The following is a 25,469-nucleotide window of genomic DNA, read 5'->3' on the forward strand; positions in this document are numbered from 1 at the left end:
GAGCTATTCTAGCCCATGCCCCAAACCTACGCCCCCAACGAATTCCACGCCGACTTCATCTCATACCGGCTGACAAAAGCCAAGCGCCGGTGGGATAGAATAGTATTCTACGTGATGTCGACCATTTTCGTCATCACATGGGTGGCGCTTTTTTGGAAAAGGGAAGAAACGAATAGCTACCTCAATCAGTTTGAGAATGCATTTGTCCAATGGATATTTGGGGAGCCGAATGGACGAGTGCTGTTCATCGGTCTCGTCGGACTGATTTTTATGCTGAACGTTAGTCCCACCGTGGTGTATTACATTCGGAAATACTGGCTTTTCCCCAGGTCATCGATGAATTTGCAGGTCTATTTAAAGGTGCAATCAAAAGAAACGATCAGGTTGCGCCGGGCGCAGAATGAGACGAAAATACCCAGGGCATTCTATGTGTACGTGCCGCATCCGGTGAGCGGGAAGGTGTTGCCTGTCGAGGTTTCGGAGGACTGGTATATGCAGCTGGAAGCCGGCCACAGGGTTCATGCTCATTATCATCCAAGTAGCGATAATGTAGTGTACCTGATTAAGCCCTGATCGCCGGCCTCCGTACTAACGAGTGTTCTCCCTGGCTACTTGCCAATAGCTACCGGGCTGGTTGTTACAGTTCCGTCTTTCTTCGTGACTTGCAAAAAATATAATCCACCGGAAAGGTGGCCGGTCTGGATAATGGCAGACGGCCTGACTGTTTCAAAAGCCGTTTTGCCAGTCTGATCGAGTAGTTTCAGGGAAGAAATATTGTTTAAAACCGCTTCGGTTAGCTGTAAATGATCCCTTGCAGGATTTGGATAGAACGAAAAGGATTGAGGGCCATCGAATGCAAGAGTCTGAATTTTGCTAAATGCAAACGAACCGTCATTGTCTACCATTTTGAGCCGGTAGAGATTCTGGCCTGCCAGCGGTGATTTATCCAATGCATCATAATGAGCCGCCACATGACTTTCGTTGGCAGCTTTTACGTTTTCGAGCGTTATCCAAGCGCGCCCGTCCGCACTCCGCTGGATTTCGAAGTGGCTTGAATTCGTTTCCTCGGTAGTCGTCCAGCTCAAATGAGCCTGCGCTTCCCTTTGTTTAGCGGAAAAACTGGCAAGTTTTACCGGTAAGGCACTTTCAAGCGAGAAGCTGTACACCGCGCCCGGATATCCTATCTGATAAGGGCCGCCGTTATGCTCCTGAGCGGAACCTACGATGATTTGGGTTTCATTTAATGCTACTGCATTGCCAAAAACTTCGTCTTCATCTCTATCAGGAGCATGAATTTTCGCCGTTTGTCCCCAATTCCCGGTGCCACCGCGGTTTTCGGAAAAAACCCACGCCGCGCCTGCATTGCTGACGAAATTTTCGTTCTTATAATCAAAGTCATCTGAATAGCCACCGACTACGACTGAGCTACCCTTTATTGCAACAGAAACGCCAAAATAAGAGGAATTTCTGATGTTCGGAGTCAGTGCCTTGTGAAGGCCCCATTGATCAACTCCTCCGTTGTTTTTGGCAAAAAGGTATGCGGAACCTGCGCCAGACACCGGAGTAGATCCTTGCATGGCCCCTTCATTCGGGGCTCCCACCACCACATAGTCGCCGTCAATAGCGATGGAGGAACCGAAGGTTGCCCACTCTGATTTGACTGGGGCGGTAACTTTTTTTGCCAAACCCCAATTGTTCGTTCCTCCCAGGCTTCTTTTGAAAATGTAGGCAGACCCGGAATACTGGAGCGCTGGGCCGGTTCCCGAATTGTCGTCGGAATAGGAACTAATAGCAACGTGTTCACCACTTATGGCCACATTTCCTCCGAAGCTGCTGAAACTATTTCCCGTCAGCGGAAGCAACATTTTAACGGTGCCCCAGTTATCGTTACCACCGGCGTTTCTTTCAAGGATATAGGTTCTGGCTTCGTAATAGGCGCCTGCGACCGCGTAGTTGCCTTCAATGGCGACGCTGCTACCAAAATATTCGCGAAACTGACGATTAGGAGAAGTGATTTTCTTTACAAGACCCCAATTACCCGGTCCTCCCTGATCCTTCGCATACAGGTAAGCGGCACCTGCACCCTGTATTGGATTTTGCTCATTGCCGTCTGTTTGTGATTCAGATCCGATGATGATATAATCCCCGTTAATGCAAACTGACCTGCCGAAATAAGCACCTACTGCCCTTACGGAAGGGTAAAGTTTCTTAACCTGGGTCCAGGTCCCATGATCGTTAAAGTACAGGTAGGCAGCCCCGGCAGAGGCGAGCGCAGGTTTGCCGTCGGCGGCACCGTCGTCCTCTAATGCCCCGATTACGGCATAATCTCCGGATACTGATACCACCTGACCGAATCCGCCAAAATTAGTCCGGTCACTAGCGACGATCTTTTTTCCCGGTTGCCATCCCTGTGCGTGGGTTAAAGAAGCTGATAAAGTGAGGGACAGGAAAAGTAAAAAGAACCTGTTAAGCGCAGTAAAAAATGAATACATAAATAATTTTAAAAGATAGAGAGGTGAGTTAGTAACTGGTATTAAACAACGTGCAAATTAAGGCAAAATTTCCGAGCCAGGGACGCAAGTGATAATTTGCGGTGATCAACTATGATCATTTTTATAAATATGCAATTGTCCTGTCAGGTGAACCGCAGGATTCCTCGTCTATGCCAGTTAATAAAACACTGCGTATTTAAACTTTTGGGGAATTTGGACAGGACCACCGACGACGGCGCGCTTTGGCTCGCTTACCGTAATGGCGATAATGAGGCGCTGGGCGTGATCGCCGAGCGGTATTATGGCGCTTTGCGGCGGTACGGGGTGAAGTTCCTTGTCGACGAAAGCATTGTCGAGGACTGTATCCAGGACCTGTTTCTCGACCTCTGGCAGAACCGTGAGCGGATTAGTCAGACGCCGTCGGTCAAATTTTACCTCTTCAAAGCCATCCGGCACAGCATTCTGGGGCATATGCGGTACCAGCAGCGCTTTGCGACCGAGGAGTCGCTGGATTGGGACACATCTTTACCCGAAAACTTCAATGCGGAGTCGCTGCTGATCGAGCAGGAGACGCTGAACGGCCTCGTGGCGCAGATGCACGCGCACATGGAGGCGTTGCCCAAGCGTGAGCGCGAGGCCCTATACCTGCGCTACTACGAGAACATGAGTGTGGCGGATATTTCCGGCCTCATGGGCGTCAACCGGCAATCGGTTTCCAATTTTCTTCAAAAAGGCCTCACCCGCATCCGTGCGAGGTGGTTTGTGACAATGGTATTAAACCTATTCTTTTTTTAAATTTTTTTCTTCTTCCGAGGGTATATCGGTTCCTGCCATTCATAATATCATAGAAATCATTTGAAAAATGAAGAATGGACAGGCCTGACTACGATCTGAATGCTCCCGAAGATTTCCTTCAAAATAACCGTTTCCGCGATTGGGTGAAGCACCGGTCGCTGGAAGACAAGATTTTTTGGGAAGATTTTCTCAACAGGTATCCCGAAAAGCGGCCCGCCTACGAAAAGGCGGTGGCTATGCTGCTTGTGATCTTCGGCAACGCGGCAGAAGAAGCCCAGGACGCCGGCGAGGGCGCCGGAAGGCTTCGTGAAATGCTGAGCGCCGCGACCGGCATCGACCCTGCTGAAACTGATAGCAGCGAACCATTGCCGTTGTGGCGCTGGCTGCGCTGGTCGGCGGCAGCGGTGCTGGTGATCGGGCTGGGTTTCTGGTGGAGCAGGGCGGGGCGTGACAGCAGAATTGCGGGCAAAGGTATAGCCGTGATAGGCAACTCGGCAAGTGGCGAATGGATAATCCGCGAGAACCAATCACAGACTATTATGCTGGTGAATCTGCCCGATGGCTCGTCGGTATTGCTCAGCAAAGGCAGCAGCATTCGTTTTGTAAAGGAAATGAATGGGGCGGAACGCGACGTGTTCCTCGACGGCGAGGGCTTTTTTGAAGTAGTCAAAAATCCCGCGAAGCCGTTTCTCGTTCATACCGACAAGCTTACAACCCGGGTTTTAGGAACCAGCTTTCGGGTAAAATCTTTCCCTGGCCAGGCCGAGGCCGAAGTAGCCGTCAAAACAGGCAAGGTAGCTGTGCTGGCGGATGGCGACGATGCCGCGAAATCGCTTATGCTGTATCCCAACCAACGCGTAAGCCTGATCCGCAAAAATGACCGGCTCGTCAGTTCGGTCACCGGGCCGGCTCGTACCGAAGCCACCATTCCGATCGAGATTGAGCCTTTTAACTTCCAGTTTACGCCGGTGTCAGAGGCTTTCAAGACACTGGAAACGCATTATGCGGTAAAAATACTTTTCGACGTAGAAAAGATGAGTCAATGCACAGTCACGGCATCGCTCAAAGACGAGCCGTTCCTCGAAAAAGTACGCTTGATATGCCTGGCTACCGAGGCGTCATTTATCGTCGACGGCGACATAGTCTCCATTTCCGGAGCCGGCTGTCCCTAGCCGTACACCCCTAGCCGGGTGCCCCTAACCCTCAGAAAATTCTCACTTAACGACTGATTTATGCAAAAACAAATCTGCTATTAATGGCTTATGCCAGATTTTGAAGGTGCCCGCCGGATACCTATGCAACGGCGGCAACACGCCGCTTTTCTAAACTTTAACCAATCATGAAATTCTTTAACCAATGAAATTAACCTCAACAGGTTCCAATCAATCCGTGCGCAGTTTGCTGGGGATCCAGACGCTGCTCATGCTGCTGTTCATGCAGTTCAGCTGGGCCAAAAACGGTGCAGCGCAGGAAATGCTCAACCAGCGAATTTCGATCTCGGTAGAAAACGAACGGATCGAGTCGGTGATATCGAGGCTCGAAAAGTCGGCGAATGTCAGTTTTTTGTACAGCAGGGAAATTATCAAGTCGCAACGCAAGATCAGTTTTGAAGCTGAAAACAAACCGCTTTCGGCAGTGCTGGAAGGTATCCTGCAACCGCTGGGACTGAAATATGAGGTTTCTGGCGATAAAATCATCCTTAAAAGACAGCTGAATACTTCCGAAGCGGCGGTCGATGAAGCGGTTGCTCCTTCGGCTACCCAAGCCGGCGCGGAGATCAACATTTCGGGAACGGTTACAGATAATACAGGCACAGGCCTGCCCGGCGTGAGCATTCTCGTGAAAGGCACTCAAACGGGTACGACGACCGATTCCGAGGGCCGATACAAAGTTGCGGTCGCTGACGCGAATGCGACTTTGATATTCAGTTTCGTAGGGTACATTTCCCAGGAAGTTCCTGTTGGCGCCAAAACCGCGATCGATGTGCAGTTACTGACGGACGACCGTGCCCTGGAAGAAATCGTGGTGGTCGGTTACGGAACGCAGAAAAAAGCAAACCTGACCGGCGCGGTATCGACAATCGATTCGAAGGCCATCGAAAACCGGCCATCCAGTAACCTCGCAACAGGTATGCAGGGGGTGACGCCCGGGCTCGTGGTTACCCGGCAGACAGGTCAGCCTGGCCGCGAAAACGTCAATATCCAGATCCGCGGCGCGACATCCGCTAATGGTAATGTAAACCCGCTTGTTTTGCTTGACGGTGTGAGCGTGCCCATCAGCACCATGCAAACGATGAACCCCAACGACGTGGAGAGTATCAGCGTTCTGAAAGATGCGGCCGCCGCAGCGATTTACGGTGCGCAGGCAGCGGGAGGCGTTATTTTGATTACCACTAAAAAAGGGAAATCCGGTAAAGTTACATTCGACTACCTGGGCCAGCAAGGTATCGACTGGTCGCTGAATGTGCCCGACCGTATGTCGCTGATGGACGAAGCATTGTTCTCAAACCTTGCCCGCCAGAATTCAGGCAGCAGCCCCGAATATACCGATGAGGAAATCCAGCGCATCCGCGATCGTGTGCCGTACGTTGTGAACCCGGCTGATACATCGTCTTATTTGTATTACAACCAGGACCCGATTGCCAACCAGATCTTGCGCAAATACACGTCCATGAGCACGCACAACATTACTGCGCGCGGTGGAACGGAGAAGCTGAACTTCCTGATTTCGGGAGGTTATTACAACAAACAAGGCGTTTTCAAAGTAGGGCCGGATAATTACAACCGCTATAATGTGCGGATGAACCTCGGTTCGCAACTCACAAAGCACCTGACGCTGGACAGCCGTTTAGCTTACACCAACGACAAGGCCAGAACGGCTTCGGTAGAGGCGAACAATAGTGGTTTGATCTACCAAGTGTACCGTTTCCGGACCAGAAACCCGTTTTTTACGCCCGAGGGCCGCTATAACACAGCGAACAATACGTATGCGATCCTTGAATCGGGAGGCTACAATGAAAACCGCAGAAATTATTTCGATGGGGTGTTTACATTGACCGCCGCCAATTTCGTCAAAGGTTTGCAGATCCGCGCGATCGCAGGAACGCAGTACCGCCGCGGCGACCGCCAGCAGTTCAACCGCACCGTGCCGCTTTGGAGCAAATCCAAGGTAGCTGGTTATGTAAATCAGATCAATGGATACACGGTGACTAATGATGTGACCAAGAATACCAACTTGCAGGCTTTGGTCAACTATGATTTTACGCTGGGCAAAGACCATAACTTCGGGCTTTTCGCAGGGTATCAATGGGAGGATTTTCGGACGGATACCTTGTCTACCGGAGCTACCAACCTGGTGAGCAATGATTTACCGACGTTGAACCTGGGCGACGATAAAACGAAAAGCAACCGGCAGATCATCGCGACGTATGCATTCCAGTCTGTCTTCGGAAGATTTAATTACAACTATAAAAACAAATATCTGCTCGAAGCGACCATCCGGCTGGACGAAAGCTCGAAGCTGGCACCGGGGCTGAGAAGAAAAGTGTTTCCGGCGGGTTCCGTGGGCTGGAATTTGCATCAGGAAAACTGGTTTGCGACGCCACTGCCATTCTTTTCCGAGTTTAAGCTGCGCGGTTCGTGGGGCCGCCTGGGGGGCGCATTGGGCACGAATATCGGCTATTACGACTACCTGAGCCAGCTGACGCGCGGCAATAACCTCGTGTTGGGCGATTCGCGGACCTCCTTCATCTACCAGGGTTCGATCCCTTCCGCAGCCCTTTCCTGGGAAACCATCGAAACGACCAACGGTGGTATCGATATCGGCTTGCTGCAAACCCGGCTGCAATTCAGCGGGGATTATTATGTGAAATACAACCGCAATATGCTCACGCCCCAGCAGTTGCCGGGCGTGATCGGGGTGGGTACGCCCAGAAAAAACAATGGCGAGCTGAAATCGTGGGGCTGGGAAACGGAGTTACGCTTCCGCGACAAAATCGGCAAGGATTTCAACTATTCCGTAGCGATCAATTTCTCGGATAACAACAACAAGCTCATCAATTTCTCGGGCAGAACAGTGGTTTCAACTGGAACCAACGGGCTAATAGAAGGGTATGCGCTGAACACCGTTTGGGGTTACAAGACAGCGGGTTACTTCAATAATTCCGACGAAGTGAAGGAGTGGGCATTCCAGGATAACCGTGCCGGCGCCGGCGATGTTAAATATGTGGATGTGAACGGCGACAAGCGTCTTTCGATCGGTAAAGGTACCGTAGCCGACCATGGTGACCTCGTCCTGCTCGGTACTACTGCGCCCCGCTACCTGTTCGGGGTAAATCTTGGTGCGAGCTGGAAAGGTTTCGATTTCACCGCATTTTTCCAAGGTGTTGGCAAGCGCAGTTACCGTTCCACGGCGGAATCCATTGCCCCTCTGCTCGTGACCTGGAAGCAGGCAATGGGTATCCACAGCGACTACTGGACGCCCGAGCATACCGATGCGCTGTTCCCGAGACCTTACACGGGCGGTACGCACAACTACCTTGCCTCGGATAAATGGACGCTCGACGCGAGCTACATCCGACTGAAAAACATCCAGTTCGGCTACACGATCCCTGCACGCATTACCGAGCGGATCAAAGTTTCGCGTGCGAGGCTGTTCTTTTCCGGCCAGGATATCCTGACATTCTCCGGCCTGGGTAAATTCCAGGGCTACTTCGATCCCGAAACACGCGACGGTGTGGAAAACGACTATCCGTTCTTTGCGACGGCTTCGATGGGTATCAATGTGTCGTTCTAAAATTGTAGACTGATCATGGCTTTCAATCAAATATCAATGAAAATAACCATTAAAAGAGCTTTTATCGGCCTTTCGCTTCTTGCCGGGCTGACATCGTGTGACGTGAACCGCCTGCCCGAGACGAATATCAGCGACGACAGTTTCTGGACTTCGGAATCGGACATCAAAGCTGCAAACAACTATCTGTATACGTTCCTGCCGGGCTTCAACAATGATGACGTGTGGTCCGACGACGCATTCGGTCTGGCTTCAAACACGATCAGTGACGGTTCACGGCTTGCGCCTGCAACCGCATCGGGCGATTACAATACGCCTTACACCCTGATCCGCGCTGCTAACAACATTGTCGAAAAGGCTCCGCGAGCGGCAGTGACCCCAGCGGTGCTGGACCGTTACCTTGCCGAGGCCCGCTTCTTTCGTGCGTGGGCGTATTTTGGTCTGGTGCAGAAATACGGGAGCGTTCCACTAATCCTGAAAACGCTCGATGAGAACAGCCCCGAGCTGCGCCAGCCTGCTTCTCCGCGTGAAACAATCGTCGATCAAATCTACGCCGACCTCGATTTTGCAATCGCGAACTTGCCTACCATTACCTCATTAGGCACAGCCGACTTCGGCCGCATTTCCAAAACTGCCGCGCAGGCATTCAAGGCTCGCGTGGCGTTGTTCGAAGGAACATTTGCGAAGTTCCATTCCAAAGGCGATGCTACCAAGCACCTAACGTTGGCAGTGGCATCCAGCAAGGCCGTGATCGACAGCAAGGAGCACGCATTGTTCGGAAACTATTTCGACCTTTTTCAAATGGCGGGGGAAGGTCGTCAGAACAAGGAGAACATTATTGTAAAGCAGTACGGCGTTTCCAACACCGAGCGCGTCGTAACGCATTCCTACTACCGCGGTTCGCTGGAAAACGGGAATGTCAACCCGACGAAAAGTCTGGCTGATTCCTACCTGATGAAAGACGGGCTTCCGCTTACCAAATCGCCACTGTGGACTTTGCCCGATTCGTCCCACAAGGTGTTTAGAAACCGCGACGCGCGCATGAGCGCTACATTCATGAAGCGCGGGGATGCGATGATGACCACGAAGCCGATCTTCGATATTGCGAATCTTGTATTTAACAAAACCGGCTACATGTTCCGCAAATTCGCGAATGTGGACGACTGGAACAGCCAGGCATCGACCATCGACCGCCCGTTGCTTCGCTATGCCGAAGTGTTACTGACTTTCGCCGAAGCTTCCTATGAACTTAATGGGGCTATTACCGATGCAGAACTGGATGTGTCCGTGAACCTGCTGCGGGAACGCGGCCAGATCGCGAAGCTGACCAATGCATTTGCCAAAACAAACGGCCTCGATCTGCGCGAAGAAATCCGTCGCGAGCGCCGCGTCGAGCTTGCGCAGGAAGGTTTCCGGTACTGGGATATCATCCGCTGGAAAACGGCGGAAACGGAGCTCGTAAAACCGGTTTTGGGCAACTTCTATTTCAAAGGCGAGTTCGCCGCGGCTACCGTCAATCTTACGCCGGATAACATCATCCTTGTACAAGCCGCCAGCTTCCGCAAATTCGACTCTGCGAAAGATTATCTGTGGCCCTTGCCGATCAATGAAATCGCATTGAATCCTGAACTGGTGCAGAATCCCGGGTGGTAGGTTGAAGGTAGAGAGGGAGGAAAGGAAGGAATGGAGGAAGGGGAGAATGAGGGAGAAATTAGATTTTCTTTTCTCCATCCTCCTTTCTCCATTCCTTCTTTTTTTTATATTTAAATGCATATAAAGCATACTAATGAGAATTTTTTATATGTAAATAAATATAATTTTACTTGAAATGAATAATTTATATGTAATTAAATATAATTTTTGTAAATTTGGCGTAATTATATTTAAAAGCATATAATGGAAACGTTAGGGCAGTTTGTAAAGTCACGGCGAAAGAATGTAAGGCTCACGCAAGAGGAGTTTGCCGAGAAGGCTGGCGTAGCGCTGACCGTTGTGCGTAAAATCGAGCAGGGCAAAGAGAATCTCAATCTGGATAAAGTAAACCAGGTTTTGCGGATGTTTGGCCACGAGTTGGGGCCTGTAATGATGAAGCCGTTAGAGGAAAACTAGAATGAGAAGCGCGTCAATTTACTACGATCAGGTATTGGCCGGGACGTTGATGGAGACAGACGAAGGGCTCTACACCTTCGCCTATCATTCGGAGTATGTCCACGATTTTCCCGATCAATACCTGACCTTTTCAATGCCCGTCACGGAGAAGGTTTACATGGAAAAGCGGCTTTTCCCATTCTTTGAAGGCTTGATACCCGAAGGCTGGCTGCTGGATATCGCTTCCAAAAGCTGGAAGGTCAACCCAAACGACCGCATGGGCCTGTTACTGGCTTGTTGTGAGAATTGCATCGGTGCCGTGAGCGTTATACCTGATCAGCACGACGATGAATAGAAAATGCCTATACTGCTACAAACCGCTGGACGAAGACATTTCGGGCGATTTTCACGTGCATTGCAGTACTGAATTTTTTGGTTTGAAAACGCCTCCCGCATTAGGCTATTCCTTTGCCGAAATGGCTGAGCTGGCAAAAAATATTGTGGAACGAAGCGTAGCAGTGCCTGGTGTACAGCCCAAATTGTCGCTATCGATTGTGAACGAGGTATTATCGAACGGCAATCGCGGCAGGCTTACAATCGTCGGTGCCATGGGAGGAGGATACATTTTTAAACCCCCGGTCGAGAAATACCCAGAAATGCCTCAGAATGAGCATGTAACTATGCGCATAGCGGGAGCTTTTGGCCTTCAAACCGTAAAATCGAGCCTGATCCGGTTGGAATCGGGAGAGCTTTCATACATTACCAAAAGAATCGACCGGGTGCAAGGGGATAGGAAAGTCCACATGCTGGATATGTTTCAAATTCTGGAAGCGTTCGATAAATACAAGGGGTCTATGGAGCGGGTTGGTAAAGCGCTGCGCCAGTATTCGGTCAACACGTTACTCGATCAGCTGACGCTGTTTGAACTGACTATTTTTAGCTTCCTGACGGGGAATAATGATATGCACCTCAAAAATTTTTCCATGATAAAAAGCGGTTCGGGCTGGTCGCTTGCACCTGCTTATGATCTGCTGAATGTCACGATCGTGAACCCGGAAGATTCCGAGGAGCTTGCATTGACGCTGGAAGGTAAAAAACGGAAGCTCGAACGGGAGCATTTCGTGCGTTTTGCCGAGGGTATGGGGTTGAATGCGAAGCAGATTAAAGGGGTATTTAGCCGTTTTCTCAAAAATAAGCCATTGGCGATGGATTGGATCGGTAACTCTTTCCTGTCCGACGATTTGAAAACTGCATATAGCCATTTGTTAAACGAACGATACCAGCGCCTGAACTAACTCAATACCGCCGCTGGCAATTCTCGCAAAAATAGCTCCGACGCTTCGTGCGCCCCAGGTATTCCTTATGAAACGGAATGTCACACCGGGGGCAAATCTTCTTCGTGTGCGCGAGCCAGTGTTTCTTTAAAGTGAATTCCTTCTTCCATTCGAGGAAATCGAAGGCGTAGTTCCGGGTTTCTTTAACCAGTTCTTTCAATTTGGCATCGGGGATTTCGCCGAGCTTGCTGAGCGGGTGCATCCGTATGCGGAAGAGGACTTCGTTTTTGATGATATTACCGCTGCCAGCGAAGATATCCTGATTCAAAAGGGCATCGCAAGCGAGCATTTTGGGGTTTTCTTTCAGCTTCTTAAATGCGGCTGTCGGCTTCCAGGTTTTGGACATAATATCGGCCGACCAGTCGTAAATCTCATCCGCCGGCGCTTCGATCAGTTGGACGGACGAAGTATAAAAGTTCAGCTCATGCTTGTCGAAAACGAGACTAAGACGCGGCGGGGTTTTCTTTTGTTCGTCGATGAGGTAGGAGCCGAAGAGCATGAAATGGATACGAATGGTGAAGTCCTTGAAGCAGATCAGGAAATGTTTTCCCCACGACTTGAAATCGGTCACTTTCTCGCCGATCAGCCGATCCTTATCGATCTTGGAATTACCCTCCACGTGGCGGATAACCTTGCCTTTCAGCCCGAGTTCGTCAACGGCTTCTCGTAAAATAACAATAGATGGTCCTTCGGGCATGGCGTTTTTTTCGAACTCTTTTCTAAAAATGTGCCAGAGTTAAGCAAGGAAGATAAATCCCCTGACGGGATTTTCGGATTGCTACACATTGGCATTGCTACCAATGTTATATCGCTACGCGATTTTCGATAAAAGGCTCCTCCCTTCTTCCACCCTTCCTCAACTCTGGCACTATTCTTGTAACCATTACGAAGTCGAATAGCGTAAACCTTACTTTCCATTACTGACATCTTATTATGGGACTATTTTTCAAAAGTCGCAAGCACGAAACCACTCCCGAACTGCCCGAATGGCTTAGCGCAAGGGACAGTTTCCCCTTCTACATCAAAGCGCCGATGACCCTGATCGGGCTCTATCTGTTCTTTTACATTCTCAACCTGTTGCAGGAGATCATTGTCCCGTTCGCGTTCGCCGGGCTCATTGCGGTGCTGCTCAACCCGATCTACAACCGGTTTCAAAAGTGGAAATTCAATAAGGTTATAGCTATCGTGCTCACGATTTTCATCGCTATTCTGGTGGTGGCCGGCATTACGTTTTTCTTGTCGTCGCAAATTGTTCAGTTCGGCGATATGATCCCGCAGCTGGAAAAGAAGGCAATGAAGTTACTCGACAATTTGCAGGTTTGGCTCTCGTCGAGTTTCGGCATTTCCACCGAAAAACAAATGAGCATGCTCGACGAGGCGATCAACAACAGTCGGACGTATGTAGGCAAGACGGTCAATACACTTTTTGGAATTATCAGCTATTTTGTACTGATCCCACTTTATATATTCCTGCTTTTGTTTTACAAACCATTGATCCTCAACTTTATATTCGAGGTTTTTGATGAAAACAATTCCGAGCAGGTAGCCGAAATTTTGCAGGAAACCAAAGGCGCGGTGCAAAGCTATATTGTAGGGTTGATGATCGAAACGACCATTATCGCGACGTTAAACTCCATCGCATTGCTCATCCTGGGTGTGCAGTACGCGCTCCTGCTGGGCGTGATCGGGGCGATCCTGAACCTGATCCCGTACATTGGCGGCATTATCGCCATTGCATTGCCGGTGCTGATTTCGTTCATTACCAAGGACGGATATACCACACCGTTACTGATCATCGGCGCTTATACGATCATCCAGTTTCTGGACAACAATATCATCGTGCCGCGGGTCGTGTCGTCCAAAGTATCGGTAAATGCATTGATTTCCATTCTGGTAGTCCTGCTCGGCGGGACGCTCTGGGGCGTGAGCGGGATGTTTCTGTCGATACCATTCGTGGCAGTACTAAAAATCATTTTTGATCGCATCGACGAGCTTAAACCCTGGGGAAAATTGCTGGGCGACACCATGCCCAACGATCCGCCCGCCCAGGTCGTGAACCCGCGCGAAGCGGAAGACAAGCAGCAGACATTGGTCTGAAAACCAAACAGGCAGGCATTCGGACGAATACCTGCCTGTTTTCATTAAATATATTGTAAATCAATAATCCAGCTTCTTGATAGTACCGTCGCCGAGGCTGAGTACATAGAACGTGCGGTCACCCCAACGTTTGATGTCCGTTGGTCTGTCCAGCCCGCTTACCAATGTCGCGCCATCCTCGTTCTGCACCGAGCCGGTATTGGGTTTGAAGCCCGGAGGATTGCCGGGACCTCCCGGAGGCATCGTGAAATCGGCGTAATGCAAAAAGAGGGGCTTGTTGTTGACGGTCAATGTGAGGTGCGTAAGCGTCGTGAAGCCCTTTTTGACGGGAACCATCACGCCGGTCTGATCCACTTTGTAATAGTGCGCCGAACCTGGCGAGAAAGGGAAACCCGTAAGGCTGCTGAGCACAAAATGCGTACCGTCGAATACAATGCCGGTAGGGACCGGATCCCTGTTCACTCCTATGGGCGGGAACGTGGTGAACATATCGAGAATGTGGTTGTCTTTGTGGCGTTTGATGACCGCATTCGCTCCCGCATCCACGATGTAAAGGTGGCCGTCGGGCCCTTTCGTGAGCGAGAATGCATTGGAATTGTTATCGAACGTAAGGTTTTTAGTTACTACAAATGCTTTGATATTCTCGGTGGGTAGTGTAGCCTTGTCTTTGGGCAAACTTCCCGAAAGTACGCTGGCTACATCGATCACGTAGAGCAAACCTTCTATGCCATGTAACAGGTATAGCGTGCCATTGTCATAAAGCAAATGGCTGATACCCTCGACATTACCCTGGTTGATGACGGATGTGAAATTGGTAACGACGGTCGTTTTCGCACCCTGGGGCGTGATCATCACCAGTGCGCCATCGTTTTTGCCGGTACCGCCTTCGGTAACCCAGAAGTTGCCCTGATCGTCGATCGCCAGTCCAATGGGCGCACGCAGGCCGCTGACAAACGGCGAAACACTGAATTGAGTGGGTTCTGGTACCGGGTCACCGTGGTCGGTACAAGCGTCGATGGCGACGAGGGATGCCATCAATGCAAATGCAAGTAAAGAGAGGAAATGCTTTTTCATTGCAGTTGAGTTTTGGGTGAATAGCGTAGAAAGGCAATTTGTAGAAGTTGTGAGCAAAAGTAGGGGTTTGAGTTTCTCTACTATTGTCTAAATGCGTCATTATCAAGGGAATTGAGTGACCGGTAAATTTGTGACCGAATCCTTTCATATGTCACCGGAATTGGATTGTTTGCGAGTCAAAATCCACCACCAAAACCGCTTATGAACCAGGATATCCGACAACCGTTACCGGCCGCTTACCTTTCCATCGATGAGGCTACCAAAGCCTCGGGTTTCACAATGGCTTCCGACATTTACACCTGTTCGTTACTCAAAACCCTCGCCGCCTCGAAGCCCGGCAGCAAGTTCCTGGAACTCGGTACGGGTTCCGGACTATCCACGTCCTGGATACTCGATGGCATGGATGCGCATTCCACGCTCGTGTCGATCGATAACGACGCCCGCTTCCTTGAAATCGCAGAACAACACCTCGGCGGAGACCCGCGCCTCGTGCTCGTACATACCGACGGTGAGGACTGGGTGAATGCGCACCTCGAGGAAAAATACGACTACATCTTTGCCGATACCTGGCATGGCAAATACCTTTTGCTGGATGAGGTGCTCAACATGCTCAATCCCGGCGCATTTTACATTATCGACGACATGCTGCCGCAACCCAACTGGCCCGAAGGTCACGATCAAAAAGCACTCAATCTGATAGAATACCTCGACAGCCGCGAGGATCTGTCCGTTACCAAGCAGGTTTGGGCGACCGGCATTATCATCGCGGTGAAGCTCTGAGCGACGACATTCTTTCCAATCATTTCCTGAAATCGCCCTCTGGCACAACCGGAGGGCGATTTGTAAGTTTTTATGGTTTATGTAGGAGTAAATTAAGGAATTAAAAGGCTTGACTTTGATAATTGTAAGAAGATCTTGTAATGATCAAAGATTTAGTACCAACCCTTAAATCTTAGCTTATGTGCCAAAACCATGGAGTAGCTTACATCCGGCCCGGCGAGGTCGAAGTGCAGGAAATCGAGTACCCGAAGCTCGCGTTAGGTAACCGGAAATGCGAACACGGCGTCATCCTGAAAATCGTTTCCACCAACATCTGCGGCAGTGACCAGCACATGGTTCGCGGGCGTACCACCGCCCCGGCCGGGCTCGTACTCGGGCATGAGATCACCGGCATTGTGCTCGAAGCCGGGAGCGACGTCGAATTCATCAAAGTCGGTGACCTTGTTTCGGTGCCTTTCAACATTGCCTGCGGTCGCTGCCGTAATTGCAAAGAGGGTAAAACCGGCATTTGTCTCAACGTAAACCCCGCGCGCCCCGGCGCCGCATACGGGTACGTAGACATGGGTGGCTGGGTAGGCGGGCAGGCCGAGTATGTGATGGTGCCCTACGCAGACTTCAACCTCCTGAAATTCCCCGACAAGGACCAGGGAATGGCCTATATCAAGGACCTCACCCTGCTATCCGATATTTTCCCGACCGGCTACCACGGCGCAGTTACAGCCGGGGTAGGGCCGGGCTCCATCGTGTACGTAGCGGGCGCGGGCCCTGTCGGGCTCGCATGCGCGGCTTCGTGCCATTTGCTCGGTGCCGCCGTGGTGATCGTAGGCGATATGATCCCCGAACGTCTCGCACAAGCCGCCAGCTTCGGCTGCGAGGTGATAGACCTCACGAAGGACACGCCACTGGAACAAGCCATCGCTGAAATCATCGGCGTCCCCGAAGTGGATTGCTTCGTCGACTGTGTGGGTTTCGAAGCCCGCGGCCATGGCGCCCAGGCGGTAGAGGAGCGCCCTGCCACCGTTCTCAACACCGCCATGGCCGTCACCCGGGCCGGCGGCGCTATCGGTATCCCGGGCCTCTACGTCACCGGTGATCCGGGCGCCAAAGACAAAGCGGCCCAGGAAGGAAGCCTGAGCATCCGCATCGGCCTCGGCTGGGCTAAATCGCACGCATTCTATACCGGCCAATGCCCGGTCATGAAATACCACCGCAACCTGATGAATGCGATCTTGTACGACAAAATCAAAATCGCGAAAGCCGTGAATGTGGAGGTGATTACATTACAAGACGCACCGCGAGGGTACGCGGATTTTGACAAGGGAGCCGCCAAGAAGTTTGTGATTGACCCGCACGGGATGATTGTTTAGAAGGGAGTCAAGTACGGTCCGGAAAGAGTTTGTATCCAAATGCAAACTCTTTCCGGATTTAATGTTGTAACACGACACTCAAATCCACTGAAACGGATCCCCCGACGCCAGATGCGTCACCTTAATCCCTGAAATCTTCGGCTGCAACCACTCCACGAAATACTCCATCCCGGGCTCCTCGCTCACGGCGTGGCCGAGCACGATGAGCGCCATTCTGGAACCTAGCAACCGCCCGTCGCGGGCATATTCCACGCCTTCCCATTCCGGGGTTTCGCCTACGATGAGGACGTCCGGGTTTTCGGCTACGGCTACGGATACCTGCCGCTGACCGCCTGCTGCGCCGGGCATGATGGCGAGCTTGGAGCAGGATTGGCCCAGGTCGCCGATGACGCGGAGTTTCTGGATGCCCAGTTTGGTTTTCAGGTGCTTCACGAGATCGCCCAAGGTGATAGCAGGGATGGTCAATGCGGCGGTTTCGTTTTTATAGTATTGCGTCCAACCGGCTTTTTTGACGACGCCGTAGCGGATCGCGTCCGGTTTGAGGGAATGGCAGTAGTCGTGAAATCGCCAGACGGCGATTTTGTGCTTTTCGAGCAGGGCTTGTTTCTTTTTCACGACTTCGTTGCCTTTTACCCATTCCGGATCGTCGCGGTGGTTATAGAAGGTCGGTTCGTGGGCGATGATGAAGTTGGCTTTCAGCTTCGCAGCCTGCTCGATGACGCTCGCGGTTGCGAACATAGTGGTTACAATGCCGGTCACAGCCTGGTCGGGACTGCCGGATTTGATGGTGTCAACCGTGTCCGGGATCGGTTTCAGGTTGCCCTCTTTGAGGATCAGGTCGATGATCTGCTGGACGGTATATGCCTTCGGCGCAGTGCCTGCGAGTATTTCGGGCGCCAGGAATGTGAATGCTGCGGTGGATAATGCGGCCTGGCCGATGAAACGGCGGCGATTTGGGTCGGGTGTTTTCATTTTTGGTCAGGAATGGTCAGGTGTTGTCGGGTGTAGTCAAGTGTTGTCAGGACTTGTTAGGGACAGTTTAGCGACTTCATTTCAAGATTTCTCTCAATATAAAACAATTAATATTTATTCCTGACCATACCTGACCACACTGCGGGCATTTGTAATGAAAGCCTTTTCTTTGCTTTTACATATTCACTGAACTGTCATTTCATGGTTTTTGACTTCCGCCTGCAAGTTTTCCAGACCGTCGCCCGGCGCCTGAGCTTTACCAAAGCCGCTGCCGAGCTTTTTATTACGCAACCGGCGGTAACGAAGCATATCCATGAATTGGAAAACCAGTTGAAAACCAAGTTGTTTGAGCGTAACGGCTCGAAGATCAGCCTCACGCCCGCCGGGGAAATACTGCTGCATCATGCGGAGCAGATTTTCGATATTTACCGAAATCTTGAATTTGAAATCAACAGTCTTTCGCAACGGAACAGCGGTAAGCTCCGGCTGGGCGCGAGTACTACGGCGGCGCAGTATATTTTGCCGCCGATCCTGGCCGCATTTCATCGCAAGTTTCATAACATCGAGGTCACGCTTACGACGAAGAATACAGAGGAGATCGAACATGCATTGCAGCACAAGGAGATCGACCTGGGGGTAATTGAAGGATTTTCCAGGAATGCAGCCATCAAATATACCGAGTTCCTGAACGACGAGATCGTGCTCGTAGCGAACAGCAGAAACCCGATAGCCGCGACGGGCGTGGTCAATGCCGACCAGCTGCGCGAAATTCCGTTACTACTCCGCGAACCCGGCTCGGGCACGCTCGAAGTGATCGGGCATGCATTGAAGTCGATCGGGTTGGGACTTGGCGACCTGAACGTGGAAATGCAGCTCAGCAGCAGCGAGAGTATGAAATTGTACATTCTCCATTCCGATAGTATGGCGTTCATTTCCGTGCATGCGGTATTGAAAGAACTGCAAAGCAAGGAATGTCGCATTGTAGATGTGGAAGGGCTGTCGATCGACCGTCACTTTCATTTTACCACCCTTCACGGCCAGCAGGAGGCTTTGCCGGAGCTTTTTATGCGTTTTGCCCTTTACCAGCGGAAATAGGGTGGTTTTTTAGAGTAGTTCTGCACGGCATCCTATTTTAAGAATCTATGTACTGTATCAATCAACTCTGAGTGAAAGGGTTGAACTTATTTATGTTAAATAATTTATGTTAAAAATCACATTAAGCGTCTCGGCATTCCTGCTAATGTTATGGACTACGACCGGAACCCTTCAAAAAGAACAAAGGTCCGAACCCCGGAACCTGACCCGCGCCGACTCTCTTCCTAACGCTGCCGCATGGCCGGCAGAACTGAATGTAACACATTTCGCAGGCCACGATCTTACGCCAAGCCCGGCTTGTCTGGCGGTAGCGCCCACGGGTGAGGTATTTGTCGGGGTCGATATGATCGGCTCTCTGGGCAAAACGCCCGGGAAAGGCAGCATTATGCGGCTTGTCGATACCGATAATGATGGCAAGGTAGACCAGCACACCACTTTCGCGACGTTGGATAACCCTCGCGGGATTATTGCGCAGGGCGACCAGGTATTTGTTTTGCATACCACTTTTTCCAAGGAAACCGGCAAGGCTTCGGGAATGGATCTGGTAGTGCTGGAAGACAAAAACCACGACGGTGTGGCCGACGGTCCGGCAAAGCCGCTTATCCAGAATGTATGTTCTCCCAAATTCCTCCAAAGCCGTGGTACCGACCACGCGACCAATGGTATCCGTATGGGTATCGACGGATGGATTTACATCGCCGTAGGTGATTTTGGTTTCCACGACGCGCTCGACCGGTCGGGCAAGAAAATGACCCAGTTGGGCGGTGGTATCGTTCGTGTACGTCCCGACGGTACCGAAATGGAGGTGTATACCCACGGACTTCGTAACATTTACGATGTGGCGATCGATCCTTATATGAACATTTTCACCCGCGACAATACGAACGACGGCGGCGGCTGGAACATCCGTTTCAGCAACCAGATCCAGTCGGGCGAATATGGTTATCCGGTATTGTTCAAGAATTTTACAGAAGAGATTATCCCCGCATTGATCGACCTCGGCGGCGGCTCGGGAACGGGTTCGCTCTTTATGGACGATCCGACCTGGCCGGCCAAATACAACCGCGTACCGATGATGGCCGACTGGGGCCGCAGCCAGGTGTACGTGCACCGCGTAACGCCCGACGGGCCTACATTCCAGCAGAAAGAGGAGGAATTTATCAAACTTTCGCAGGTTACCGACCTCGATGTCGATGCTTCGGGCCGCGTTTACCTCGCTGCCTGGGATGGCGCCGGTTATTCGGGTAACCCGGGCAAAGGCTTCATTTCACGTGCCGTGCCTCAGGGTTGGCAATATAAGGCATTCAAAGACATCAGTAAGTCGTCGGTGAAACAGCTGGCGGCATTGCTGCGGTCGGAAAGTGCTGTACAGCGCCTGGCGGCGCAGCAGGAATTGCTGAAACGCCCTGCAAAAGACGCAGCGAAAGCGGCGTGGGCTGTTGCGGACGACAAGAAAGCGCCTTTATATGTACGCGTAGCAGGTATGTACACCTACGCACAGGCAGCGGGTGCGGAAGGCATCGATAACCTTGGGAAACTGGCTTCCGAAAACGATATGCGTGAATATGCATTACGCGCGCTGGCCGACCGAAAGCCGTATGTGGCCAAAGTACCTGTAGAGCCGTTCCTGAAAGCGTTGGAAAACGGCAATGCCCGCGAAAAACTGGCTGCGGCGATCGGATTGGGCCGTTTGGGCAGGCCGGAAGGTGCACAAGCACTGTTGAAAGTGAAAGTACCGGGCTCTTTTGTGGCGCCGGCGAAAGGTACCGAAGGGCCTCACGCTACCCCGAACTCGGCGATTGTAACGCCGCACATTGCCGTGCGCGCACTGGTGGCGTTGAATGCCGTGGATGCCTGCGTGAAAGCAATCGGTACCGAAAACTCGACGATCGCATTGTGGGCGTTGCGCTACATGCACGATCCCAAGGCAGTCGACGGGTTGATCGCAGCTTATGGCAAAACCAGCGATAAGGCATTGAAAGACCAGATTCTCACGACATTGGGAAGGATCTACAAAAAAGAAGCTGACTACGACGGCTCATGGTGGTGGAGCACACGCCCGGATACCCATGGCCCGTACTACAAAGCCGTTGAATGGGAGTCGTCCGCCAAAGTAAAAGACTTTCTAATGAAGGAGTTTAACAATGCGAGCGACAAACAGTTCTTCGCCGACCTGAATGCCCGGAACCGCATGGGTATCACCGAATTTGGCGGAGAGGAAGCAGTGGCGGCGAAAGAGGAAGTGAAAGTCGACCTGGAAAAGATCCGCAATAAAAAAGGACAGGTAGGTGAGTCATCGATCGAGGACGTGATGCTCGCTATCGCGAAAATACAGGGTGACCCTGCGACGGGACGAAAACTGTTCACGAAACAGGGTTGCGTAGCCTGCCACAGCCTGAGCCGCAGTGAGGTGATGAAAGGTCCGTTCATGGGCCAGATCGGTTCGATCATGAACCGTGAACAAATTGCCGAGTCGATTTTGAAGCCGAATGCTTCCATTTCCCAGGGTTTTGCGTCTGTGATGATCACGACCAAAGGCGACAAAACTTATATGGGTTTTGTTTCCGAAGAATCGGCTGAGAAGCTGGTTATCCGCGACATTACCGGTCAGGTGAATACGATCCGGGTAGCCAATATTACCTCTCGAAAGGAACTGGAAACATCAATGATGCCTCCGGGGTTGGCCAATGAGCTTTCCTACGAGGAATTTGCTTCGTTGATCACCTTCCTTTCTCAGCAGAAGAAATAATATTTCATAAGAATGTCTCCAAGCCGGTCCGGGATTACCCGGGCCGGCTTTCTGTTTCTACAAAGCCAGGTTGCGGTTTTGTGGTTTTTAGACATCAAAAATGTAGAATGCTGCTTTTTTGACGAATTTTTACGCGTTTATGGCCATTTTTTTGCTGAATCTGCAATTTTGCGGTAAATTAGTAGTCTGATAGAAGTAGTTTGTAGTTGTTGAGTTATATAACATTTGCACCCATCGTCTCTTACTCAACGTTTATTTATACAGCATCCCCCGGCACTCCGCGTTCGCCGGGGATTTTTTTGATCAGATTCCCCTAGTCCCGTGGCATTTTACGATTTGTCGAAATCCGAAAGAACCGATCGCGTGCAGGCGATCCGGGGCGAAATCATGGACGCATTAAAAGGCCGGAATTTTCAAAAAGCACATCTATTCTTCGCAGATGACGATACCTATATACGGAAATCGGCCTATCTCGTTACCGGGCGGCTGTATTTTGAGGAGGTAGCATTACAGTCGGCGATCCTCACACTACTCTTTCAATTTTTGTCTGATCCGGATTTCAAAGTCAGGCAAACGGTCATCAATGCAGCCGGAGAAATTGGTATGCAGGATTTCGAAGAAGTTCGCTTCTATTTCGACGAAGGTTTGAAAGACCCGCACCATTCACCGAGAAACGCGGTGATCGGTTCGGTGAAAAAAATGGGGGAGGTGAACCCCAAACCGGTGCTGGCCTGGGCACGGGAATACCTGCACCATGAGAACAAGGAAATCCGTCGCGAGATTTGCCATGGAATCGAGCTGCGAGGCCGCAAACATCCCGAGGACATTCTGCCGCTTTTGCAGGAACTCCAACACGACCGCACCGCTCGCGTACGCAACACGCTCGTACACGTGATCGGGCAGATCGCTTATAAAAAGGGATGCCTCTTGAAAGTACTGGCGCATTTGAAAGATTGGGAAAATCCCCCGCTCGTCGACGCCGCGCTGGAAGAAATTATTGATGTACACCACCGTTATCGTAATTTCGCAGCGCTCACGCAGGCTGAGGCGATTGAAATCATCGACGCGCATTACCCGGATCGCAAGCGGAAAAGTGGCTGAGTTGCCCACCCAACCAACTGCCGATGTATGCGGAGAATGCCTTACCGGTGATCGGAGGTGCGCACAAAGCAGCATTCTTCCTGACGCTGTCTGGCCGGCTGGGGGATTTTGAACAAGAATCCAAGCTGAAACGGGTGGAGAGGGTTTTGAAGCGGCTTAGGTAAAGGCTATTTGGGAGATCAAAAGGCTCCGATCTCCCAATTATTACGGCTTCCGGATAACTGTCTTTTTCCGCTTCACAGTATAGGATGTGGTCGTATCGGCGTCAGGCCGGCCGGTGCTGCTGCGGCTGCCATCGACGGTGCCGGATGAATTAACGTTGCCGTTGTCGTTCAGGATCGGGCCGGTTTCTGCATTGGCTGAATCTTTCAGGATCGCGTTGAGGTCGGACGTATCGGCTGTTTTGATGTGGTGGCGTTTCGTCTTGCGCTGGTACTTCTGTTCCTGTCTCGATGACCGTGAGGAGGCGTCGCCGGATTGTGCGAATGCGCAGGCTGGAATCGTTAGTGCCAGGGCTAGTATGAATGTTTTAAGCGATTTCATAGGAAATGGTTTTTAGTTTGATGATTAGAAATCTCCTTCAAATACTATTCCAGAGCATTTGAAGCTGCATTCAAATAGCCGCTACGACCCGGTGTTTACGCCTGTACTCGCCGAGGCTCATTCCCTTACTCTTTTTGAAAAACCGGTTGAGGTGGCTTTCGTCCGTAAATGAAAGCTCGGCTGCGATTTCGTTCATTCGCATATTGCTGTGCAGTAGCCTGGTTTCGACCAGTTTAACTCTAGAATTCGCGATGTATTCCTGCATCGTCTCATTGGTGTGTTTCTTGAAATACCGCCCCAGGTAAGATTCCGATATGCCGAAATGGCTGCTGATGTGGGCAGCTTTGATTTTTTCGGGGTGGTAAATGTTAGCCTGGATGTACTGCAGAATGTCGATCGCTTTTTCTTCGCTGCATTCGGTGATTTTTTCCGGCAGGTACATGGCGATATTCCGGGCGACGAGGATGATCATCGTGTTGACGTACTGTCTGATAAGCTCCTGGTTGTACACGTCGCGGTTGACATATTCGCGGATAATCGCCTCCATGAGCGGTTTGATAATGCTTTTGTCCGTCTGGTTTTTGAGAATGCATCCGGGCTGATGGCTGGCATTTTGCAAAATAAATTCCAGCCGTTGCAGGAGATCTTCCCGCTGCGAAGCGCTCACGAGCGAGGTATTTCCTTTGATATACACATCATTGAAACGGATGAAAATGAATTTCGTAGTCGTTTCGATGTCGAATGAATGGGTGTCTTCGGGCGTTAGCAGGAACATGTGGCCGGCATTGTACCGGAAAGTATGCTGGTTGATCTCCTGCATGCCGGTGCCTTCCAAAATATAAATCAGTTCAAAAAAATTGTGCTGATGCGTCGGTTTGGGGCATTCGTCAAGCTCTTTGAAAATTATTTCAAAAGGCTCGTGGAGGTTTTCTTTCATGCTTGCGGGAAGTGTACCGGATTTTGGAAAAATTGTACTGTAAAATTAACTAAAATTCGGTACAAATTTGCATTGTCAAACACAAAATCAATTCACATCATGAAAGCAACATTTTTGACCGATACGAATACCCCGCTTATAATCAAGGAAGTGGAAACACCGGCACCAACCGGTAACCAGGTGTTGATCAAGTTGGCCTACTCTTCGCTGAACCACCGTGACGTATGGATACAGAAAGGCCAGTACGCAGGTCCGAAAGCCGGACTTATTCTTGGCTCGGACGGGTTCGGTACTGTGGTCGAAACCGGAGCGAATGTCGATCGGGCCTGGATTGGTAAAGCGGTGATCATCAACCCAAGCCATGATTGGGGTGATAATCCAACCGCATTTGGTGACCAGTTCAAGATTCTCGGCAATCCCGAACCGGGCACATTCGCAGAATACATTGCGGTGGATGTTAAGTATGTCCACGAAAAGCCGGCACACCTGACCGACATCGAAGCCTCCGCATTGCCGTTGGCGGGCATTACTACCTACCGGGCATTGTTCACACGCGCCGCATTGAAAGCGGGTGAACAGATATTGATCACCGGTATCGGTGCGGGAACGGCGTTGCTCGCGCTGCAATATGCGATCGCGGCTGGTGCAAAAGTGTACGTCACTTCCGGATCTCAGGACAAGATCGAGAAAGCCAAAGCACTCGGGGCGGTCGACGGGTTTAATTACAAGGAAGAAAACTGGTTCCAGAAAGCGAAAGAGGTAACCGGCGGGTTCGACGTCGTGCTGGACAGTGCCTCGGGCAAAGGATTCGGCAACCTCATCGAGACCGCGAAACCGGGCGGCAGGATCGTTTTCTTCGGCGGTACCGACGGCCCGATCGGGAATATCGTCCCCAATAAAGTGTATTGGAGAAACCTCTCCATTCTCGGCACGACGATGGGGACTCTGCAGGAGTTTAAGGATATGCTCGCGTTTACTTCAGCGCATGATATCAGGCCCATTATAGACAAAGTTTACCCCGCATTGTCGGACGCCCAGCAAGCCTTCGATTACATGCACGAAGGCAAGCAGTTTGGGAAGATTGTTTTGACTAATATTTAAGTAAATGGAGGAAAGGGAGGAAAGGAAAAAGTTGGGGCTGACTAAAAAGCCCGGAATCCATTTGGCTGTAAATCGGCCGTTTTAGATTTTTCAGACTTCATAGAAGCCTGGTTTGATTAAAAGGGTCAAAAAGCCGCTCTTGGGAGTGCTTTT

21 protein-coding genes are annotated in these 25,469 nt (G+C 51.0%); 15 read left to right on the top strand and 6 right to left on the bottom strand.

Annotated elements, in window-relative coordinates:
- The first annotated feature begins 15 nt into the window (after positions 1–15).
- Positions 16–573, top strand: a complete 558-nt coding sequence (locus tag BMW93_RS30820) for a hypothetical protein (protein ID WP_090385684.1) — start codon at positions 16–18, stop codon at positions 571–573.
- Positions 574–608: 35 nt separating this feature from the next.
- On the opposite strand, the gene BMW93_RS30825 is transcribed toward BMW93_RS30820, so the two are convergent.
- Positions 609–2,492, bottom strand: coding sequence for a T9SS type A sorting domain-containing protein (locus BMW93_RS30825; protein ID WP_090385687.1), 1,884 nt, complete (start codon positions 2,490–2,492; stop codon positions 609–611).
- 213 nt (positions 2,493–2,705) lie between these two features.
- On the opposite strand from BMW93_RS30825, the gene BMW93_RS30830 reads away from it, so the two are divergent.
- From BMW93_RS30830 to BMW93_RS30860, 7 genes are all read left to right on the top strand, one after another.
- Positions 2,706–3,287, top strand: a complete 582-nt coding sequence (locus tag BMW93_RS30830) for an RNA polymerase sigma factor (RefSeq protein WP_090385777.1) — start codon at positions 2,706–2,708, stop codon at positions 3,285–3,287.
- A 74-nt stretch (positions 3,288–3,361) separates the two neighbouring features.
- Positions 3,362–4,459 (top strand): FecR family protein, encoded by a 1,098-nt coding sequence (locus BMW93_RS30835; protein ID WP_090385690.1) that lies wholly within the window; start codon positions 3,362–3,364, stop codon positions 4,457–4,459.
- A gap of 184 nt (positions 4,460–4,643) precedes the next feature.
- Entirely contained in the window at positions 4,644–8,081 is a 3,438-nt protein-coding gene (locus BMW93_RS30840) for a TonB-dependent receptor (RefSeq protein ID WP_090385693.1), read from the top strand.
- Positions 8,082–8,117: 36 nt separating this feature from the next.
- Positions 8,118–9,731 carry a RagB/SusD family nutrient uptake outer membrane protein gene (locus tag BMW93_RS30845; RefSeq protein WP_090385696.1) on the top strand — a complete coding sequence of 538 codons (1,614 nt, stop codon included), beginning with the start codon at positions 8,118–8,120 and terminating at the stop codon, positions 9,729–9,731.
- Between the two features lie 243 nt (positions 9,732–9,974).
- Positions 9,975–10,187 (top strand): helix-turn-helix transcriptional regulator, encoded by a 213-nt coding sequence (locus BMW93_RS30850; RefSeq protein WP_090385699.1) that lies wholly within the window; start codon positions 9,975–9,977, stop codon positions 10,185–10,187.
- Position 10,188: 1 nt separating this feature from the next.
- Entirely contained in the window at positions 10,189–10,521 is a 333-nt protein-coding gene (locus tag BMW93_RS30855) for a HipA N-terminal domain-containing protein (protein ID WP_090385702.1), read from the top strand.
- Positions 10,514–11,461 carry a HipA domain-containing protein gene (locus tag BMW93_RS30860; protein ID WP_090385706.1) on the top strand — a complete coding sequence of 316 codons (948 nt, stop codon included), beginning with the start codon at positions 10,514–10,516 and terminating at the stop codon, positions 11,459–11,461. Before BMW93_RS30855 ends, BMW93_RS30860 begins: the two co-directional genes overlap by 8 nt.
- 1 nt (position 11,462) lies before the next feature.
- Here the strand turns inward: BMW93_RS30860 and BMW93_RS30865 are convergent, their stop codons facing one another.
- Positions 11,463–12,197, bottom strand: coding sequence for a DNA-formamidopyrimidine glycosylase family protein (locus BMW93_RS30865; RefSeq protein ID WP_090385707.1), 735 nt, complete (start codon positions 12,195–12,197; stop codon positions 11,463–11,465).
- Between the two features lie 236 nt (positions 12,198–12,433).
- Between BMW93_RS30865 and BMW93_RS30870 the strand changes: the two genes are divergently transcribed.
- Positions 12,434–13,597 (top strand): AI-2E family transporter, encoded by a 1,164-nt coding sequence (locus BMW93_RS30870; RefSeq protein WP_090385710.1) that lies wholly within the window; start codon positions 12,434–12,436, stop codon positions 13,595–13,597.
- A gap of 60 nt (positions 13,598–13,657) precedes the next feature.
- Here the strand turns inward: BMW93_RS30870 and BMW93_RS30875 are convergent, their stop codons facing one another.
- On the bottom strand, positions 13,658–14,671 hold the full coding sequence (locus BMW93_RS30875) for a ScyD/ScyE family protein (protein ID WP_090385713.1): 1,014 nt from the start codon (positions 14,669–14,671) through the stop codon (positions 13,658–13,660).
- 201 nt (positions 14,672–14,872) lie between these two features.
- On the opposite strand from BMW93_RS30875, the gene BMW93_RS30880 reads away from it, so the two are divergent.
- Together BMW93_RS30880 and fdhA are read left to right on the top strand one after the other, a co-directional pair.
- Entirely contained in the window at positions 14,873–15,451 is a 579-nt protein-coding gene (locus BMW93_RS30880; protein ID WP_090385716.1) for an O-methyltransferase, read from the top strand.
- A 179-nt stretch (positions 15,452–15,630) separates the two neighbouring features.
- On the top strand, positions 15,631–16,818 hold the full coding sequence (fdhA, locus tag BMW93_RS30885; protein WP_090385719.1) for a formaldehyde dehydrogenase, glutathione-independent: 1,188 nt from the start codon (positions 15,631–15,633) through the stop codon (positions 16,816–16,818).
- Positions 16,819–16,896: 78 nt separating this feature from the next.
- On the opposite strand, the gene BMW93_RS30890 is transcribed toward fdhA, so the two are convergent.
- Entirely contained in the window at positions 16,897–17,790 is an 894-nt protein-coding gene (locus BMW93_RS30890; RefSeq protein ID WP_090385722.1) for a Nif3-like dinuclear metal center hexameric protein, read from the bottom strand.
- Positions 17,791–17,991: 201 nt separating this feature from the next.
- Between BMW93_RS30890 and BMW93_RS30895 the strand changes: the two genes are divergently transcribed.
- The 3 genes from BMW93_RS30895 to BMW93_RS30905 all read left to right on the top strand — a co-directional run bounded on the left by BMW93_RS30895 (position 17,992) and on the right by BMW93_RS30905 (position 22,735).
- Complete coding sequence (locus BMW93_RS30895; RefSeq protein WP_090385725.1) at positions 17,992–18,885, top strand: LysR substrate-binding domain-containing protein; 894 nt, start codon at positions 17,992–17,994, stop codon at positions 18,883–18,885.
- Positions 18,886–18,991: 106 nt separating this feature from the next.
- On the top strand, positions 18,992–21,634 hold the full coding sequence (locus tag BMW93_RS30900; RefSeq protein ID WP_090385727.1) for a c-type cytochrome: 2,643 nt from the start codon (positions 18,992–18,994) through the stop codon (positions 21,632–21,634).
- A 321-nt stretch (positions 21,635–21,955) separates the two neighbouring features.
- Positions 21,956–22,735: a HEAT repeat domain-containing protein gene (locus BMW93_RS30905; RefSeq protein WP_090385730.1), complete on the top strand. Its 780-nt coding sequence runs from the start codon at positions 21,956–21,958 to the stop codon at positions 22,733–22,735.
- A 204-nt stretch (positions 22,736–22,939) separates the two neighbouring features.
- On the opposite strand, the gene BMW93_RS30910 is transcribed toward BMW93_RS30905, so the two are convergent.
- Positions 22,940–23,278 (bottom strand): hypothetical protein, encoded by a 339-nt coding sequence (locus tag BMW93_RS30910; protein WP_090385732.1) that lies wholly within the window; start codon positions 23,276–23,278, stop codon positions 22,940–22,942.
- Between the two features lie 70 nt (positions 23,279–23,348).
- Entirely contained in the window at positions 23,349–24,215 is an 867-nt protein-coding gene (locus BMW93_RS30915; RefSeq protein WP_090385735.1) for an AraC family transcriptional regulator, read from the bottom strand.
- Between the two features lie 99 nt (positions 24,216–24,314).
- Here BMW93_RS30915 and BMW93_RS30920 point away from each other — a divergent pair, with 99 nt between their 5' ends.
- Entirely contained in the window at positions 24,315–25,316 is a 1,002-nt protein-coding gene (locus BMW93_RS30920) for a zinc-binding dehydrogenase (protein WP_090385738.1), read from the top strand.
- Positions 25,317–25,469 lie beyond the last annotated feature (153 nt).

This window comes from Dyadobacter sp. SG02, from assembly GCF_900109045.1.
Classification (GTDB): domain Bacteria; phylum Bacteroidota; class Bacteroidia; order Cytophagales; family Spirosomataceae; genus Dyadobacter.